Source organism: Halorubrum sp. T3 (assembly GCF_000296615.1).
Lineage (GTDB): Archaea > Halobacteriota > Halobacteria > Halobacteriales > Haloferacaceae > Halorubrum > Halorubrum ruber.
On the sequence record NZ_JH815330.1, the window covers coordinates 851,646 to 866,798 of the forward strand.

Below are 15,153 nucleotides of genomic sequence, written 5' to 3' on the forward strand. Positions count from 1 at the left end.
CCGTCGATTCGCCGTCAATGAACACCATCCACGTCGCCGGCGGCGTCGGGGTCGCCGACACGGCGATGGCCTCCTACGACGCCGCGCTCGCGGACGCGAACCTCCACAACTACAACCTCGTCGCGGTCTCCTCCGTCGTCCCCGCGGCGGCGACCGTCGAGGCGGTGTCGGAGGTCCCGGACCTGGGCCCCGCCGGCAACCGGCTCACCGTCGTCGAGGCGCGCCGGACGATCGGCCCGGGCGACGCGGTCGACTTCCGCGAGGGCGGGCGCTCGGGGGCCGAGGGCGCCGAGTCGAAGCGCGCGCCCCGCCGACACCCTGACGCGGTCGCGGGGCTCGGGTGGGCGACCGGCCCGGGCCCGGGGCTCTTCTACGAGGTGACCGGGGAGGACGCCGACGACGTCCGCGAGCGGATCGAGGCGGGGCTCGACAGCGGCGCCGACCTCCGTGACTGGGAGCTCCCGGCCCGCGAGACGCACGTCGAGAGGGTCGCGGCCGAGCCGGACCGGTACGCGACCGCGGTCGTGATCGCCGCATACGGGGAGTCTGAGCCGATCCTGTAACGGGGACGGACGGTCCGGCGACGCCCCGGAGCCCCGGTCGCCGCCGCCGACGCCTTTTTGACTCGGCTCCGCGTACGAGACGTAGCTTCGAATGAACGGCAACAACCCGTACGCCGGGGCGCCGGGTGTGACGGACGCGGGCTCGCCCGCCGCCGTCGACCTCTCTCCGGACCAGGAAAAACAGCTCCGGCGCGCGGTCGCCGGAATCGTATCGCGCACGGAATCGTATCTCCCCGACAGCTACGCCGTCGGCTCCGAGCTCTCCGTCGGCGCCGAGGGCCCGCAGGCGACCGTCGCGGTGAACCCCCCGGCCGGCCACCCGGTTTCGGCCGGCTTCACCCCCGACCCGGAGGACTTGGACGCCGGCATCGCCGAGTCCGACACCGACGAGGTCGCCCGCGGCCTCGCCGCCAGCGCGGCGGTCCAAGTGATGGACGCCGTCGGCGACATCACGCCGACCGCGAAGTAGTTACTCCGCTCGTTCCGACCGGTCCGCGCTGTTCTCGCCGGTCTCCCCGCTCTCGTCAGCGCCCCGACGCTCGTCGCGCGAGTACACTCGCAGGTCGCCCTCGCCCGGCGGCTTCAGCACGCCGGTGACGCGGCCGTACATGCCGAAGATGTCGTCGTACCCGTTCTCGCTCGCGAGGATCGGGACCACGCCCGACTCCTCGACGCGATGGGTGTACACGTCGTCCTCGGCGAACACCGCGCCCGCCGGGATCGCCTCGAAGTTCGCGAAGTGGACGTGCGGCTCTCCGCCCCCCTTCGGCACCTCCTCGCTGCCCTTCACCACGGTCGTCTCCGAGAACGTCGGCGGCTCGTCCGCGAGCGCGCCGTGGACCCGGAGGAAGGCGAGACACGCCTCGTAGCCGAATTCGACGGCCTCCTCGCTTCCCTGTCGGCCGACCTCGATCGAGACGGTGTGCGGGATCGTGGAGTCGAGCGTCGTCGACCGCAGGCCGCTCGCGTCGACGACGTGGTCGACGGGGAGCCCGGTGACGGTGCGCCGGACCGACGCCGTGAGGTCGCTGAAGATGGCGAACGGCGGGGGCGCGCTGTGCGAGGTGTGGAGCGCGAGGACCGCGTCGAACCCCTCCAGCGCGGCGGCGAGCCGCGGCGCGAGCGCGCGCTCGTACTCCTCGCTGTCGGCGTCGCCCGGGAACGACCGGTTCAGGTCCGCGTCCGTGTAGCGCGTCTCGGCCTCGATCGCCGGCTCGTTGGCGAGAATGAGCCGGACGAGCCCCTCGGACCCCGCGCCGCCGTCGATCCCGCCTCCGTCGGACGGGTCGAGCGGGGGGAGTTCCGCCGCGAGCCGTTCCACGATCCGCACGCCGGCGGGCTCGTCGCCGTGGATCCCGCCGACGATCGCGACGCGGGCCGACCCCGCCGACTCGCGGTCGATCGTTTGCATACCGTCTTTACGTCGCCGTCCGCCCATAAATCGTCGCGATCCGCGGTCGGCGGGGAGCGTCACCGATCGAGGCGCGGCGTCATCGATCGAACCGCTCCGCGATCGCGGCCTGGTACCGTCGCGCCAGCCGCCGCGCGACGAAGCGGTCGCGGGGGTCCACGCCGATGAGCCGGAGCGAGGCCGCGTACGCCGCGAGCCCGACCGCGCTCCCCGCGAGGACCGCCGTCGGACCGGCGAGGGCCGCGCGGACGCCGTACATGACGGCCGCGGCGACGCCCCCCGCCGCGAGCGGGGTGAGGAAGGTCCGGTCGAACGGCCACAGCCCCTCGAAGTGCCGGAGGAGGACGACCTGGATCCCGTTCTGTACCGCGATGGCGAGCGACGTGCCGAGCGCGGCGCCGACGAGCCCGTACCGGACCACGAACGCGTAGGTCAGCCCGACGTTGAGAACCGCGAGCAGCCAGTCGAGCGCCATCCGCGCGTACTGGTGGTCGGTCATCATCAGGAGCCAGCCGGTGGCGCCGACCGCGCTCCCGACGAAGACGCCGCCGAGGTAGACGACCAGGGGGAGGTAGCCGTCGACGTACGCCTCGCCGAACAGCCCCAGTATCTCGCGGCCGTACACCGCTAGCACGGCGAGAATCGGGACGACGGCGGTGACGATCTGTCGCGTGACGGAGCCGTACACCGCGTTGAGCGTCGCCGTCCGGTCGTTCGCGTACAGCTCCGAGGCGACCGGCGGGAGGAGTTGGTTGAAAGAGAGGAGCGGGATCCACGCGACAGCGATCACCACGAGGACGACGTTGTACACGCCCGCCGCGGTCGCCGTCAGCAGCGCCCCGACGAGCAGCACGTCGACGCGGTTCTGGAACACCTTCCCGAGGCTGCTCATCGCGACGGGCGCCGCGTGGTCGTAGAAGCGGCGCGCCTCCGCGCGGGCGCCCCGGAGCGTCGGCCGAACGCCGGTGACGGACGCGGAGAGGGGGACCGCGGCCGCCGCGAGGACCCCGGTCGCGGCGACGATCGCGCCGGCGACGCCGACGACGGAGTAGCCGAGCGCCAGCGCGCCGACGGCGCCGACGAGCCTGACGCCCGGCCGCAACAGCTTGTTGAACAGGATCTCGCCGCGGGCCGACCCGACCGCGCGGAAGAGCGCGGACGCGACCATCACGACGCCGAGGAGGCCGACGAGTCCGCCGAACGCGCGCATCGTTCCCGCGAACGCCGGCTCCGTGACGGTGCGGGCGTTTATCACCGGCGCCGCGAGCCAGACGCCGGCCGCGATCGCGAGCCCGAACCCGAGCGTCGTCGCGTACGCGAGGCCGGCGACCGCGCCCTGTCGGTCCGGGTCCGCCCCGTACTCCGGGAGGTACCGCTGGATCGCTGGGACGCTGCCGAACGTCACGAGTCTGGACAGCAGCTGGGCGATCCGCCACGCCAGCGCGTACACGCCGTAGGCGGTCGGGCCGAGCCCGCGGGTCAGCGCGAACTCGGTCGCCGCGATGAGCGCGCGCTGGCCGGCGACCCCGCCCGAGGTGAGCACCGCGCCGTGCGCGATCGTCTCCAGCGCCTCGCGCTCGTCGTCCGGGATCGCGTCGCCCTCTCCGCCGGAGCGCGCGTCGCGCTCGTCTTCGGGACGCTCGCCGCCCTCGCCGTCGCAGCGCTCGCCGCCCTCGCGGCTCTCGGCGTCCGAGTCGCCCGCCTCCTCGTCGCGTTCGTGCTCCACGGTCGTCTCCGTCGGTCGGTCGGGGTCCCGCGGAAAAAGCGACCCGCTTCGCGGCCGCCCTAAATGAATATAATTATCGTTCACGATGGATTTATCACCCTCATCCCGCCCACTCTCCCCATGGACGGAGGAGGACTCGCCGGCGACGGCGGCCCGGACGAATCGCGCGAAAGCGGCTCCGGCGACCGAACGCGGCGGGTAGCGTCGGACGGCGGGGTCGCCGCGGAGGGGACGCGGACCGCGCCGGAGGGATCCGCGCGCGGCGGGTCGACGGCGAACGGGGCTTCCGAGCCTGACCCGGAGAGGTCGGCCGTCTCCGCCGCCGCGCTGGGCCACGACCGGCCGGACGTCGAGGCGTACCGGTCGCTCGCGGCCGACCTGCGCGACGCGGTCGCGGGCGGCGTCGAGTTCGACGAGTACGCGCAGGTGCTGTACGCGACGGACGGGAGCGTCTATCAGGCCCGGCCGGCGGGCGTGGTGTACCCTCACGGGGTCGACGACGTGCGGGCGGCGATGCGGGTCGCGGCCGACCACGGCGTCCCGGTCCTTCCGCGCGGCGCGGGGTCATCGCTCGCGGGTCAGACCGTCGGGCCCGGTTGCGTCGTCCTCGACTGCTCGCGCCACATGGACTCGATCCTCTCGGTCGACCCCGACGCGCGCCGCGCGACGGTCCAGCCCGGCGTCGTCCAGGACGACCTCGACGACCGGCTCGCAGAGGACGGCCTGAAGTTCGCGCCCGACCCCGCCTCCTCGGCGCGCGCGACCGTGGGCGGCGGCATCGGTAACAACTCCACCGGCGCCCACTCCGTGCGGTACGGGATCACCGACGCCTACACCGAGGAGCTCCGGGTGGTGCTGGCGGACGGCTCGCTCATCCACACCCGTGAGGTCGTCCTCGACTCCCCCGAGTACGAGGCGATCGTCGCGGGCGAGGCGGGCGGCGAGCGCGAGGCCGCGCTGTACGAGACGGTCCGCGCGCTCGTCGAGGAGAACGCCGACGAGATCGAGAACCGCTACCCGACGCTCAAGCGGTCGGTCTCAGGCTATAACCTCCACAAGGCGATCTACGAGAACGACGACGGCGAGGAGGTGATCAACCTCTCGAAGCTGTTCGTCGGCGCCGAGGGGACGCTGGGCGTCGTCGTCGAGGCCACCCTCTCGCTCGTCACCCGCCCCGAGGAGACCGCGCTGGCGCTGTACTCCTTCGACACGCTCGACGCGGCGATGCGGGCGGTCCCCGAGGCGCTCGAACTCCCGGTGAGCGCGGTCGAGCTGATGGACGACGCGGTCGTCGAGCTGGCGGCGGGGTCACCGGAGTACGCCGAGTACGCGGAGCCGATCCCGGACCGGGCCGCGGCCGCGCTCATGTTAGAGTGGGACTCGGAGCTGGTCGACGAGTTCGAGGCGGCGGTCGCCGAAGCGAACGACCGCTTCCTCGGCGACGGCGACCGCGACGCGTTCGACGTCATCGAGGCGTACGACGAGGGGACCCAGGAGGACCTCTGGAACCTCCGGAAGGCGGCGATCCCCCTCCTGATGAGCATGGACGGCGACGCGAAGCCGTACCCGTTCATCGAGGACGCGTCGGTGCCGCCCGCTGAGCTCGCCGACTACGTTGCCGCCTTCGAGGAGGTGCTCGACGACCACGGCACCTCGGCCGCGTACTTCGCGCACGCCGGGGTCGGCACCCTTCACATCCGGCCGATCCTCTCGCTGAAGGAGTCCGAGGACGTCGAGACGATGCACGACATCGCCGACGACGTCACCGACCTCGTCTTGGAGCACCACGGCGCCTTCTCCGGCGAACACGGCGACGGGCTCGCGCGCACGGAGTTCAACCCGAAGATGTACGGCGAGGAGCTCTGGACGGCGTTCCAGGAGCTGAAGTCCGCGTTCGACCCCGAGTGGCGGATGAACCCCGGGAAGGTCGTCTACGTCGACGGCGAGACCGCGGCCGAGCGCGGCTACCCCGAGGCCGCCGCCGACACCGACATACGCGAGAACCTCCGGTACGGGCCGACGTATCAGTCGGTCGAGCCGCAGACGGCGTTGGACTTTTCCGACGAGGGCGGGTTCTCCGAGCTCGTCGAGCTGTGCAACGGCTGCGGCACCTGTCGCGAGACCGACTCCGGGACGATGTGTCCGACCTACCGGGCCTCGGGCGAAGAGATCCAGACGACCCGCGGGCGGGCGAACATGCTCCGGGCCGCGATAAGCGGCGAGCTCGACGACGAGGAGATCCACTCCGACCGGTTCCAGGCTGAGGTGCTGGACCTCTGCGTCGGCTGTAAGGGGTGTCAGAGCGACTGCCCGACCGGGGTCGACCTCGCGAAGCTGAAGGCGGAGGTGAAACACGAGCACCACGAGCGGGAGGGGGCGGGGTTACGCGAGCGGCTCTTCCGCGACATCGACCGGCTCTCGGCGCTCGGGAGCAGGCTCGCGCCGCTGTCGAACGCGGCGGCGAAGGTCCCGGGGGCCCGGAAGGCGATGGACGCGGTCGCCGGGATCGCGCCGGAGCGCGCGCTGCCGACGTTCCGGTCGACGAGCTTCGAGGAGTGGTTCGCGGCCCGCGGCGGCCCGGCGGTCGACGAGCGGGACGCGGTCGACACCGTCGCGCTGTTCCCCGACACCTACACCAACTACAGCTACCCGACGGCCGGGAAGGCGGCGGTCCGCGTGTTGGAGGCCGCGGACGTCCGCGTCGAGGTCCCCGACGACCTCGCCCCCTCCGGACGGGCCGCCTTCTCGACCGGGTTCCTCGACGCGGCTCGGGAGCGCGCGGCCGAGAACGTCTCAGCGCTCGCGCCCCGGGTGCGGGAGGGGCAGTCCGTCCTCTTCGTCGAGCCCTCCGACGCGGTGATGTTCCAAGACGAGTATCTGGACTTACTCGACGGCGAGGATGTCGAGGCAGTGTCTGCGGCCGCGGCGGGAGTCTGCGAGTACCTCGACGCCCGTCGGGCCGACGAGCGCCTGTCGTTCGACGCGCCCGCGGAGACGCTCACCTACCACGGCCACTGTAACCAGAAGGCGACTAACAAGGACCACCACGCCGTCGGCGTCCTCCGACGAGCCGGCTACGGCGTCGACCCGCTCGACTCCTCCTGTTGCGGCATGGCGGGCTCGTTCGGCTACGAGAGCGAGCACTACGACCTCTCGAAGGCGATCGGGCGGATCCTCTTCGGGCAGGTCGACGACAGCGACGGCGACGCGGTGACGGCGCCCGGCGCCTCCTGCCGCTCGCAGCTCGGCGACCGCGAAGGGGCCGAGACGCCGCCGCACCCGATAGAGAAGTTGGCGGCGGCGCTCGACGAGTGAGGGCGGCGGGCGAGGCGCCCCGCTGTCGCCGCGCTCTCGCCTCACTCTCGCCGCGCCCCGCTCACCTCACCAGCGCTGGTGGACGTACTCGCGCACGTGGGCGTCGTACACGTCGCTCGCCGCCTCGCGCTCGGCGTCGGAGAGCGGGGGCGCCTCGCTCGCGGCCGCGTTCGCTCGGACGTGCTCGGGCGTGGTCGAGCCCGGGATCACCGCCGAGACGGCGTCGTAGTCGAGGATCCATCGGAGCGCGAACTCGGGCAGCGGGCGGTCGTCCGGCAGGCGCTCGTCGAGTTCGTCGACCGCATCGAGGCCCGCCTCGAAGGGGACGCCCGCGAACGTCTCGCCCACGTCGAAGGCGTCGCCCTCGCGGTTGTAGTTGCGGTGGTCGTCTTCGGGGAACTCCTCATCGCGCGAGAGCGCCCCCGTCAGGAGTCCGGACGCGAGCGGCACCCGGCAGATCACGCCCACGTCGCGCGCGGCGGCCTCGTCGAGGAACAGCTCTGCGGGACGCTGTCGGAACGGGTTGAAGATGATCTGGACGGTCTCGACGCCGGGGTACTCGATCGCCTTCAGTCCCTCCTCGACGCGCTCGACGCTGACGCCGTAGTTCGCGATCCGACCCTCGTCTTCGAGCGTCGCCAGCGCGTCGAACGTCTCCGGCCGGTAGTACACGTCCGTCGGCGGGCAGTGGAGTTGGACCAGGTCCAGCGTGTCCATCTCGAGGTTCTCCCGCGAGCGGTCGACGAACCGCCGGAGGTTCTCTTCCGTGTAGCCGTCCGCCTCGTGCGGGTCGAGCCGGCGCCCGGCCTTCGTCGCGACGGTGACGTCGTCGCTCGCGATCTCCTCGGCCAGAACCTCGCCGACGATCCGCTCGGAGCGACCGTCGCCGTACACGTCCGCGGTGTCGAAGAAGTCGATCCCGGCGTCGCGGGCGGCCTCGACGGCCGCGACCGCCTCCTCCTCCGTGACCTCGCCCCAGTCGCCGCCGATCTGCCAGGCGCCGTAGCCGACCTCGCTGACCTCGCCGACCTCGCCGAGTTCGCGGTGGTTCATGTCGACCGGACGTTGTCCGGGCGAACGCAAGGGCGTTCCGGAGGCGGCGTCGTGCGATCGGGGTGACTTGGCCGACCAACGCTCATAAATAGAGCTGCGGTGGCGCGTGCCTGCGAGCGGCCGCCACCGGCGGCCGCGAGGAGCACGCGCGAGGGAGTCGCGAACGCCCGAAGGGCGTGAGCGACGAGGCTGGGGAGGCGTGAGGCTGCGGTGCTGTGCGGGACGGGACTCAAAGGGGCAGCCGGGAGGGCGGCGCAGGCGACGCAAGCACCACAGCGAAGGAGCGAACGAAGTGAGCGACTGAGCGAGGAGCGCAGCGAGCGTGCGCCGCCCTCCCGGCTGGGGCTTTGGCGGTGTTCGCCGCAGATCTACCAGCAATCATTTATATATAAGCGACTGGGGGTTTAAAAGCGTCTGCCGTCGATTCGCCGAGGACTATTTATAAAACATCGGCGAGCGCGTCCATCGTCTCCTCGACGCGCTCGACGCGCGCGTTGTGGCCCATGTGTCCGACGCGGAGGATGTCCTCGGCGCCGTCACCGAGTCCCGTCGCGAGGATCACGTCGTACTCCTCGCGCAGTCGCTCCTGAAGCGCCTCGGCCCGCCCGGGCACCTCGAAGGCGGTCACCGTCGGCGAACTCCGTTCGGGGCTCGGCACGGTCTCCAGCCCCAGCTCCGCGCCGCGCTCGCGACACCGCCGTGCGGCCGCCGCGTGTCGCTCCCGGACCGCGTCGAGCCCCTCGTCGAGCAGGAGCCCGAGGGCCTCGTCGAGCGCGACGACCTCGGTCGTCAGGTGGGTGTACGGGAACCCGTCGCTCACGTCGCGGAACGGGAGGAAGTTCGCGTACAGTTCGTGCGGGTCGCGCGCCTCCATCGCGGCCCACGCGCGATCGCTCACCGCGGCGGTCGCGAGCCCCGGCGGCGCGCTGAAACACTTCTGGGAGGCGCCGAGACACACGTCGATCCGGTCGGTCGGCACCGAGACCCCGCCGAGCGAGGAGACCGCGTCGACGACGGTGAGGATCTCGGAATCCGCGGCCGCGTCAATCCGGTCGAGCGCGGCCTCGACATCGTTGAGCGTCCCCGTGGGCGTCTCGCAGTGGACCATCGTCGCGAGGTCGAAGTCGGCGCCGTCGGCCGTCAGCGCCTCGTCGAGCGCGTCGAGCGGGAGCGGCTCGTCGTGATCTGCCGCGACGAGGGTCGCGTCGCCGCCGTACGACTCGACGAAGTCGGCGAACCCCTCGCCGTAGAGCCCGTTCGAGAGACAGAGGACCTCGGTGCCCGGCTCGACCAGCGAGGCGACCGCGGCCTCTAACCCCAGAATTCCCTCCCCGCCGAGGGCGACCACGTCGCGCCCGCCTTCGGCGGCCGGGACGCTCGGGTCGACGCCGTACACCGTCGCGAGCCGGCCCGTGAGTCGGTCGTATATTTCCCGAAACCGCGGGTCCACGTCGGGGTTGATCAGCTCGCGGGACATCGCGTCGCGCACCGGTTCGGGGACCGCGGTCGGTCCCGGCGTCATGAGCATACGCCTCGGTTCGACCGGCGGTATATAAACGAACCGCGAAAGCGGCCGTCGAGGCGCCACAGGAGGTCGCTGCGCGGGAGTCGACCGCGGTCGCGGCGCCGACACACTCATATATTTCTGTCGCCTGCGATCCAATACGATGATGCTTCCGACCCACGTGCTGGCGGGGATGCTGCTCGCGGCCCCGCTGGTGCGCGCGGCGCCGGAGCTGGCGCCCGTCGGGTTCGCCGCCGGCTTCCTCGGCGGGCTCCTCCCCGACCTCGACATGTACACCGGCCACCGACGGACGCTCCACTACCCCGTCTACTACTCCGTCTTCGCCGCCCCCGCGCTCCTCGCGGCCGTGGTGGCCCCGTCGGTACTCACGGTCGGAATCGCGCTGTTCCTCCTCGGCGCGGCGCTCCACAGCGTCGCCGACATGTACGGGGGCGGCTTAGAACTTCGCCCGTGGGAAGGGAACTCCGACCGCGCGGTGTACGACCACCACCGAGAGCGGTGGATATCCCCGCGGCGCGGCGTGCGGTACGACGGCGCGGCCGAGGACCTCGCGCTCTCACTCGGGCTGGCCGTTCCGCTCCTGCTCCTCGTCGACGGCCCCCTCCGAGAGGTCGTGGTCGGGACCCTGGCCGTCGCGGTCGTGTACACCGTTCTCCGCCGTCGACTCGCGGAGATCGCGGCGGCCGTGATCCCGCTGCTCCCGGCGGCGTTCGACCCGTACCTCCCCGACCGGTATCGGTGAGGTCGCGGCCGACGAGCTGCCCTCGACCGTCGGACCGACGCGCTTACTTTTCCCGCCTCGTTTGACCAAATAACAGCCCGCGCCGGCGGCCGTCGGTCCCGGCGCGCCGAACCCACCATGCAACAGTACCTCGACCTCGTCGACGAGGCGCTCTCGACCGGCACGTACAAGCCGAACCGAACCGGCGTCGACACCATCGCGACGTTCAGCGGACAGTACACCGTCGACCTCGCGGAGGGCTTCCCCCTCCTGACCACGAAGAAGATGGACGGCTACCGGTGGAACTCCCTCATCCACGAGGTGCTGTGGTACCTCTCCGGCGAGGAGCACATCCGGAACCTCCGCGAGGAGACGAAGATCTGGGACGCCTGGGCCGACGAGGATGGGAAGCTTGACACCGCCTACGGTCGGTTCTGGCGCCGCTACCCGGTTCCTGAGCGAGCCGCCGAACTCCCCGGCGAGACGTGGCCAGACGACGCGGACCGCTGGGTCACCGTCGAGGAGGACGAAGACGGGACGACGCGGCGCACCTTCGACCAGATTCAGTACGTCCTCGACACCCTCGAAGAGAACCCCCACTCCCGGCGGATGGTCGTGAACGCGTGGCACCCGGCGAACGCCGCCGTCTCCACGCTGCCGCCGTGCCACTACACCTTCGTCGTGAACGTCCAGGACGGCCGGCTCAACCTCCACCTGACGCAGCGGTCGGGCGACATCGCGCTCGGCGTCCCGTTCAACATCGCGGCGTACGCGCTGCTCGCGAACGCCTTGGCCCAGCGGACCGGCTTCGAAGTTGGCGAGTTCGGCCACACCGTCGTCGACGCGCACGTCTACTGCGGCCGCGGCGACCGCGGGAAGTGGTACGCCAACAACCTCCGCTACGTTCAGGAGCGCCTCGGCAACGTCGAGACCAAGGACGACTACCTCGACGTAAAGAGCTGGGTCGAGCGCACCGCCCCCGACGAGCCGAACGGCCAGGAGGGGTACGACCACGTGCCCGGCCTGCTCGAACAGCTCTCGCGGACGCCCCGCGACCGCCCGCGCATCGAGGTCGCGGACAAGCCGCTCGACGAGCTGACGTACGAGGACGTCGAAGTCGTCGACTACGACTCCGCGGACGGCATCTCGTTCGCGGTCGCGGAGTGATGGCGGACGCCGACACCCCCGAGCCTGACGGGGACGCCGACCCGGACCTCGTCCTCGTCGCCGCCGTCGCGGAGAACGGCGTGATCGGCGACGGCGACCGGATGCCGTGGCACTACCCCGCGGACCTGACGCACTTCAAGCGACTGACGACCGGCCACCCGGTGATCGTCGGCCGGAAGACGTACGAGCGCATCGCCGACCGGATCGGCGGCCCGCTCCCCGACCGGACGAGCGTCGTGTTGACGACCCGCGAGATCGACGACGACGACCTTCCCGAGGGCGCGGTCGTCGCGGGCGACCCCGAGACCGCGCTCGAACGCGCGGCCGCGGACGCCGCGGACCGCGGCGTCGACGCCGTCTACGTCATCGGGGGCGCGACGGTGTACGAGGCGTACCTCGACCGCGCCGACCGGATGGTCCTCACCGAGATCCCGGAGCGACCCGAGGGCGACACGCGGTTCCCGGAGTGGGACCCCGAGGCGTGGACTGAGCGCGAGCGCGAGACCGACGGCGACCTCGCGTTCGTCACCTACGAGCGGCGCGAGTGACCGCGGCCGGAGCGGGACCGGACGCCGGGGCGCGCCCCTCCGCTCGCTCCGAGCCCGCGACTCACTCTATGAATCGCGACTCCACGTCGCCAGAGGGCATCATACATCGGTCCTTCTTCCCGAACCACCGGTACCGGTTGTCGGCGACGAAGTCGTACACGCGGTCGCGGACCGCCTTGGGCACGTAGCGGAACGGCGAGAGGAGCCGGTAGCGGCCGCCGAGCCCCGCCGCAATCCGGATGATCGCCGACGACTTCACGTAGCTCTCGCCGTCCTCGATCAGGACGATCGAGTCCAGCTCCTCGTCCGCGAGGTCGTGTTCGGCCAAGAGGGTCCGCCCCACGTCGGACTGAAGCGAGGCGAACCGGTACTTGCCCTCCGGGTCGCGGGGGAAGATGAACTGTACGAACCCGCTACAGAGGTTACAGACGCCGTCGAAGAGAACGACTGCGGCGTCCTCCGGGATGTCCTCGTCCATCACCTGTCGGACGTACGCGGCCGTCGCAGTTCAGGATTCCGGTGGGGCCGACGCTCGTCCCGCGGACGCCCGAGATGGAGGCGGCCCCGTCGCACGGAAAACTTATATCGGTCCCTCGGTGTCTCCAACAAGTTGGATCAAAAGAGCATGGCTGGAAACCCCTCCGCCTCGACCGTCCGGTCGCGGCTCACCGCCGCCGTTCGACGGCTCGCGGCCGCGGTCGCCGCGCGAGTCTCGGTCGACCTGCGGGCGCTCGCCGCGTTCCGGATCGGGCTCGGAGCCCTGGTGATCGCCGACCTGCTCCTCCGCTCGCGCTCGTTGACCGCCTTCTACACCGATTACGGCGTGCTACCGCGCCGCGCGTTCTTCTCGGACTACTCGGGGAACTACTCGCTACACGCGCTCTCCGGCGAACCGTGGGCCGTCGGCCTGCTGTTCGCGCTGGCCGGCGCCTTCGCCCTCGCGCTGGTCGTCGGGTACCGAACGCGGCTCGTGACGCTCGTCTCGTGGGTGCTGCTGGTCTCGCTACACGCCCGGAACCCGATGGTGTTGAACTCGGGCGACACCCTCCTTCGGCTGCTGCTCTTCTGGAGCGTCTTCCTCCCGCTCGGCGCCCGCTGGTCGCTCGACGCCGTCAGGCGAGCGGACCGGGGAGCCGGCGCGGCGTCCGCCGCCGACTCCGCGCCGGGCGATACCGACGGGGACCCCCCGACGCCGGGACCGGCGGGGGGCGCCGTGGCGAGCGTCGCCACGATGGCGGTCCTGCTGCAGATACTGGTGATGTACCTGACGAACTCCGTCCACAAGTACGCGAGCGACGTCTGGATGAGCGGGGAGGCGGTCGCGTACGTCATGCAGGCCGACCAGTTCACCTACCTCCTCGGCAACTACCTCGCCGAGTTCACCGGACTCCTGCGGATGTTCACGCTCCTGTGGGTCGCCCTGCTGTTCGCGTCGCCGCTGTTGCTCCTGCTCACGGGGATTCCGCGCGCCGCCCTCGCCTCGATGTTCGTTGGGATGCACCTCGGGATGGCGGTCACGATACGGGTCGGCCTCTTCCCGATCGTCGTCGTCGTCGGCTTCCTTCCGTTCCTCCAGACGCCCGTTTGGGACGCCCTGGAACGCGGTGTCGACCGACTGGGCTGGTCGACGGCGCTCGCTCGCTGGCGAGACCGCTTCGAATCCCTGGCGCAGACCGGTCTCTCGGCCGGCGCGTCGCTCCCCCGACCGGCGCCGTCGGAGCGTATCGGTGACTTCCGCGGTAGCGACCTCGCCGCGGGTCTCTCCCGCGGACGCGTCCTCTTCTCGACGGTCCTGCCGTACGTCTTCCTCGTGTTGATCCTCCTGTCGAGCGCGGCGTCGGTCGGCTACGCCGAGGTTCCGGAGCCCGCCGGCGACGCCTTGGACGCCGCCGAGATGGACCAGTCGTGGCAGATGTTCGCGCCCGACCCGATCCGCACGACGCGGTGGTACGTCGCGGCCGGGACGCTCGAGGACGGCACCCAACGGGACGTGTTCCGCGACGCCCCGGTCACCTTCGACAGGCCGGCGCGCGCGGAGACCACCTATCCGACCTCGCGCTGGCGGAAGTACCTCAAGAACGTCTACGGCGCCGACAACGAGAACCACCGCTCGTACCTCGCGAACTACCTCTGCGGGGAGTGGAACCGCACCCACGAGACGGCCGTCGAGAACGTGACCGTCTACCAGTCGTACGAGCGAACGAACCCCTACAACGGGACGGTCGAGGCCGCGGACCGGTTCGAACTGATCGAGTACGACTGCTCTGGCCCGTTCGTTCAGCGGGAGTGAGCGGCGCCGACGGCGCCGACCGACGGCGTCCCCGGGTCCGCGCCGGCGTCAGGAGCCGTCGCCCGCGGCGTCGGCGGGCTCGACCTCGATGAGCCGCGCGATCTCCTCGGGGAGGCTCTGGTCGTCCGTCGGCGTCTCGACGGTCACCATCCCGAACGGCGCCACGTCGACGACGGCGAGCTCGACCTCCGGGCGGACGCCGGCGTCGGAGAGGTAGCGAAGCTCGGCGTCGCCCTGGTGTCGGATCCGGCGGACGACCACGCGGTCCCCCTCGTCGGCGTCGACCAGCCGGACCGTGTCGCCCGCGGTCGGCAGCGAGAGGTCGGCGTCGGGGATCGGATCGCCGTGCGGGTCGACCGGCGGGTTGCCGAGCGCCTCGGCGATGCGGTCGCTCAGCTTCTCGGAGACGTGGTGTTCGAGCCTGTCGGCCTCGTCGTGGACGTCGACCCAGCTGTAGTCGAGCTGCTCTGTCAGGAACGCCTCTAAGAGCCGGTGGTGCCGGAGGATCTCCAAGGCGACGACCTCTCCCTCCTCCGTGAGCGTCACGCCCTTGTACTCCTCGCGGTCGACCAGCCCGCGCTCCTCGAGCTTCTTCACCATCGAGGAGACCGTCGGCGACGTGACCTCGAGGTAGTCGGCGAGGGCGGAGGTCGACACCCGCTCGCCGGTGTCGCGCTCGATGGCGTAGATCGACTTGATGTAGTCCTCCATGACCGCGCTGATGACGTCCGACGACGCCCTCGGTCCGGGTCCGTCGCCGCCGGCGTCGGCCCCGGGTTCTCCGTTCGATCCGTTTTCGTCGCCCGCCTCGACGCCGTTCTCGTCGCCCGCCAC

Annotated in this window: 13 protein-coding genes; 7 read left to right on the plus strand and 6 right to left on the minus strand. The window is 71.3% G+C overall.

Going from position 1 to position 15,153, the window contains the following annotated elements; translation table 11 throughout:
• The first annotated feature begins 17 nt into the window (after nt 1-17).
• Nucleotides 18-563, plus strand: coding sequence for a pyruvoyl-dependent arginine decarboxylase (locus B378_RS0113355; RefSeq protein WP_017344275.1), 546 nt, complete (start codon nt 18-20; stop codon nt 561-563).
• A gap of 91 nt (nt 564-654) precedes the next feature.
• Nucleotides 655-1,032 (plus strand): DUF5811 family protein, encoded by a 378-nt coding sequence (locus tag B378_RS0113360; protein WP_008441998.1) that lies wholly within the window; start codon nt 655-657, stop codon nt 1,030-1,032.
• Here the strand turns inward: B378_RS0113360 and B378_RS0113365 are convergent, their stop codons facing one another.
• Nucleotides 1,033-1,974 (minus strand): succinylglutamate desuccinylase/aspartoacylase family protein, encoded by a 942-nt coding sequence (locus tag B378_RS0113365; RefSeq protein ID WP_017344276.1) that lies wholly within the window; start codon nt 1,972-1,974, stop codon nt 1,033-1,035. It lies immediately after the preceding gene.
• Between the two features lie 79 nt (nt 1,975-2,053).
• Nucleotides 2,054-3,700 carry a lipopolysaccharide biosynthesis protein gene (locus B378_RS0113370; protein ID WP_017344277.1) on the minus strand — a complete coding sequence of 549 codons (1,647 nt, stop codon included), beginning with the start codon at nt 3,698-3,700 and terminating at the stop codon, nt 2,054-2,056.
• A 120-nt stretch (nt 3,701-3,820) separates the two neighbouring features.
• On the opposite strand from B378_RS0113370, the gene B378_RS0113375 reads away from it, so the two are divergent.
• Nucleotides 3,821-7,015 (plus strand): FAD-binding and (Fe-S)-binding domain-containing protein, encoded by a 3,195-nt coding sequence (locus tag B378_RS0113375; protein ID WP_017344278.1) that lies wholly within the window; start codon nt 3,821-3,823, stop codon nt 7,013-7,015.
• Nucleotides 7,016-7,081: 66 nt separating this feature from the next.
• Here the strand turns inward: B378_RS0113375 and B378_RS0113380 are convergent, their stop codons facing one another.
• Complete coding sequence (locus tag B378_RS0113380) at nt 7,082-8,068, minus strand: aldo/keto reductase (protein ID WP_017344279.1); 987 nt, start codon at nt 8,066-8,068, stop codon at nt 7,082-7,084.
• A gap of 439 nt (nt 8,069-8,507) precedes the next feature.
• Nucleotides 8,508-9,596 carry an alanine--glyoxylate aminotransferase family protein gene (locus B378_RS0113385; RefSeq protein WP_017344280.1) on the minus strand — a complete coding sequence of 363 codons (1,089 nt, stop codon included), beginning with the start codon at nt 9,594-9,596 and terminating at the stop codon, nt 8,508-8,510.
• Nucleotides 9,597-9,738: 142 nt separating this feature from the next.
• On the opposite strand from B378_RS0113385, the gene B378_RS0113390 reads away from it, so the two are divergent.
• The 3 genes from B378_RS0113390 to B378_RS0113400 all read left to right on the plus strand — a co-directional run bounded on the left by B378_RS0113390 (nt 9,739) and on the right by B378_RS0113400 (nt 12,029).
• Nucleotides 9,739-10,335 carry a metal-dependent hydrolase gene (locus B378_RS0113390; protein WP_192812447.1) on the plus strand — a complete coding sequence of 199 codons (597 nt, stop codon included), beginning with the start codon at nt 9,739-9,741 and terminating at the stop codon, nt 10,333-10,335.
• Nucleotides 10,336-10,452: 117 nt separating this feature from the next.
• Nucleotides 10,453-11,481: a thymidylate synthase gene (gene thyA / locus B378_RS0113395; RefSeq protein WP_017344282.1), complete on the plus strand. Its 1,029-nt coding sequence runs from the start codon at nt 10,453-10,455 to the stop codon at nt 11,479-11,481.
• Complete coding sequence (locus B378_RS0113400; RefSeq protein WP_017344283.1) at nt 11,481-12,029, plus strand: dihydrofolate reductase; 549 nt, start codon at nt 11,481-11,483, stop codon at nt 12,027-12,029. Before thyA ends, B378_RS0113400 begins: the two co-directional genes overlap by 1 nt.
• Before the next feature lie 61 nt (nt 12,030-12,090).
• Here B378_RS0113400 and B378_RS0113405 read toward each other — a convergent pair whose 3' ends face one another.
• Nucleotides 12,091-12,507 carry a thiol-disulfide oxidoreductase DCC family protein gene (locus B378_RS0113405; protein WP_017344284.1) on the minus strand — a complete coding sequence of 139 codons (417 nt, stop codon included), beginning with the start codon at nt 12,505-12,507 and terminating at the stop codon, nt 12,091-12,093.
• A 147-nt stretch (nt 12,508-12,654) separates the two neighbouring features.
• Here B378_RS0113405 and B378_RS0113410 point away from each other — a divergent pair, with 147 nt between their 5' ends.
• Nucleotides 12,655-14,319: an HTTM domain-containing protein gene (locus tag B378_RS0113410; protein ID WP_017344285.1), complete on the plus strand. Its 1,665-nt coding sequence runs from the start codon at nt 12,655-12,657 to the stop codon at nt 14,317-14,319.
• Between the two features lie 48 nt (nt 14,320-14,367).
• Here the strand turns inward: B378_RS0113410 and B378_RS0113415 are convergent, their stop codons facing one another.
• A complete protein-coding gene (locus tag B378_RS0113415) occupies nt 14,368-15,153 on the minus strand; it encodes an iron dependent repressor, metal binding and dimerization domain protein (protein WP_017344286.1) in 786 nt (261 codons plus the stop codon).

Coding starts and splice junctions, on each gene's coding strand:
- B378_RS0113355 (WP_017344275.1), top strand. CDS start 18: ATGAACACCATCCACGTCGCCGGCGGCGTCGGGGTCGCCGACACGGCG.
- B378_RS0113360 (WP_008441998.1), top strand. CDS start 655: ATGAACGGCAACAACCCGTACGCCGGGGCGCCGGGTGTGACGGACGCG.
- B378_RS0113365 (WP_017344276.1), bottom strand. CDS start 1,974: ATGCAAACGATCGACCGCGAGTCGGCGGGGTCGGCCCGCGTCGCGATC.
- B378_RS0113375 (WP_017344278.1), top strand. CDS start 3,821: ATGGACGGAGGAGGACTCGCCGGCGACGGCGGCCCGGACGAATCGCGC.
- B378_RS0113380 (WP_017344279.1), bottom strand. CDS start 8,068: ATGAACCACCGCGAACTCGGCGAGGTCGGCGAGGTCAGCGAGGTCGGC.
- B378_RS0113385 (WP_017344280.1), bottom strand. CDS start 9,596: ATGCTCATGACGCCGGGACCGACCGCGGTCCCCGAACCGGTGCGCGAC.
- B378_RS0113390 (WP_192812447.1), top strand. CDS start 9,739: ATGCTTCCGACCCACGTGCTGGCGGGGATGCTGCTCGCGGCCCCGCTG.
- thyA (WP_017344282.1), top strand. CDS start 10,453: ATGCAACAGTACCTCGACCTCGTCGACGAGGCGCTCTCGACCGGCACG.
- B378_RS0113400 (WP_017344283.1), top strand. CDS start 11,481: ATGGCGGACGCCGACACCCCCGAGCCTGACGGGGACGCCGACCCGGAC.
- B378_RS0113405 (WP_017344284.1), bottom strand. CDS start 12,507: ATGGACGAGGACATCCCGGAGGACGCCGCAGTCGTTCTCTTCGACGGC.
- B378_RS0113410 (WP_017344285.1), top strand. CDS start 12,655: ATGGCTGGAAACCCCTCCGCCTCGACCGTCCGGTCGCGGCTCACCGCC.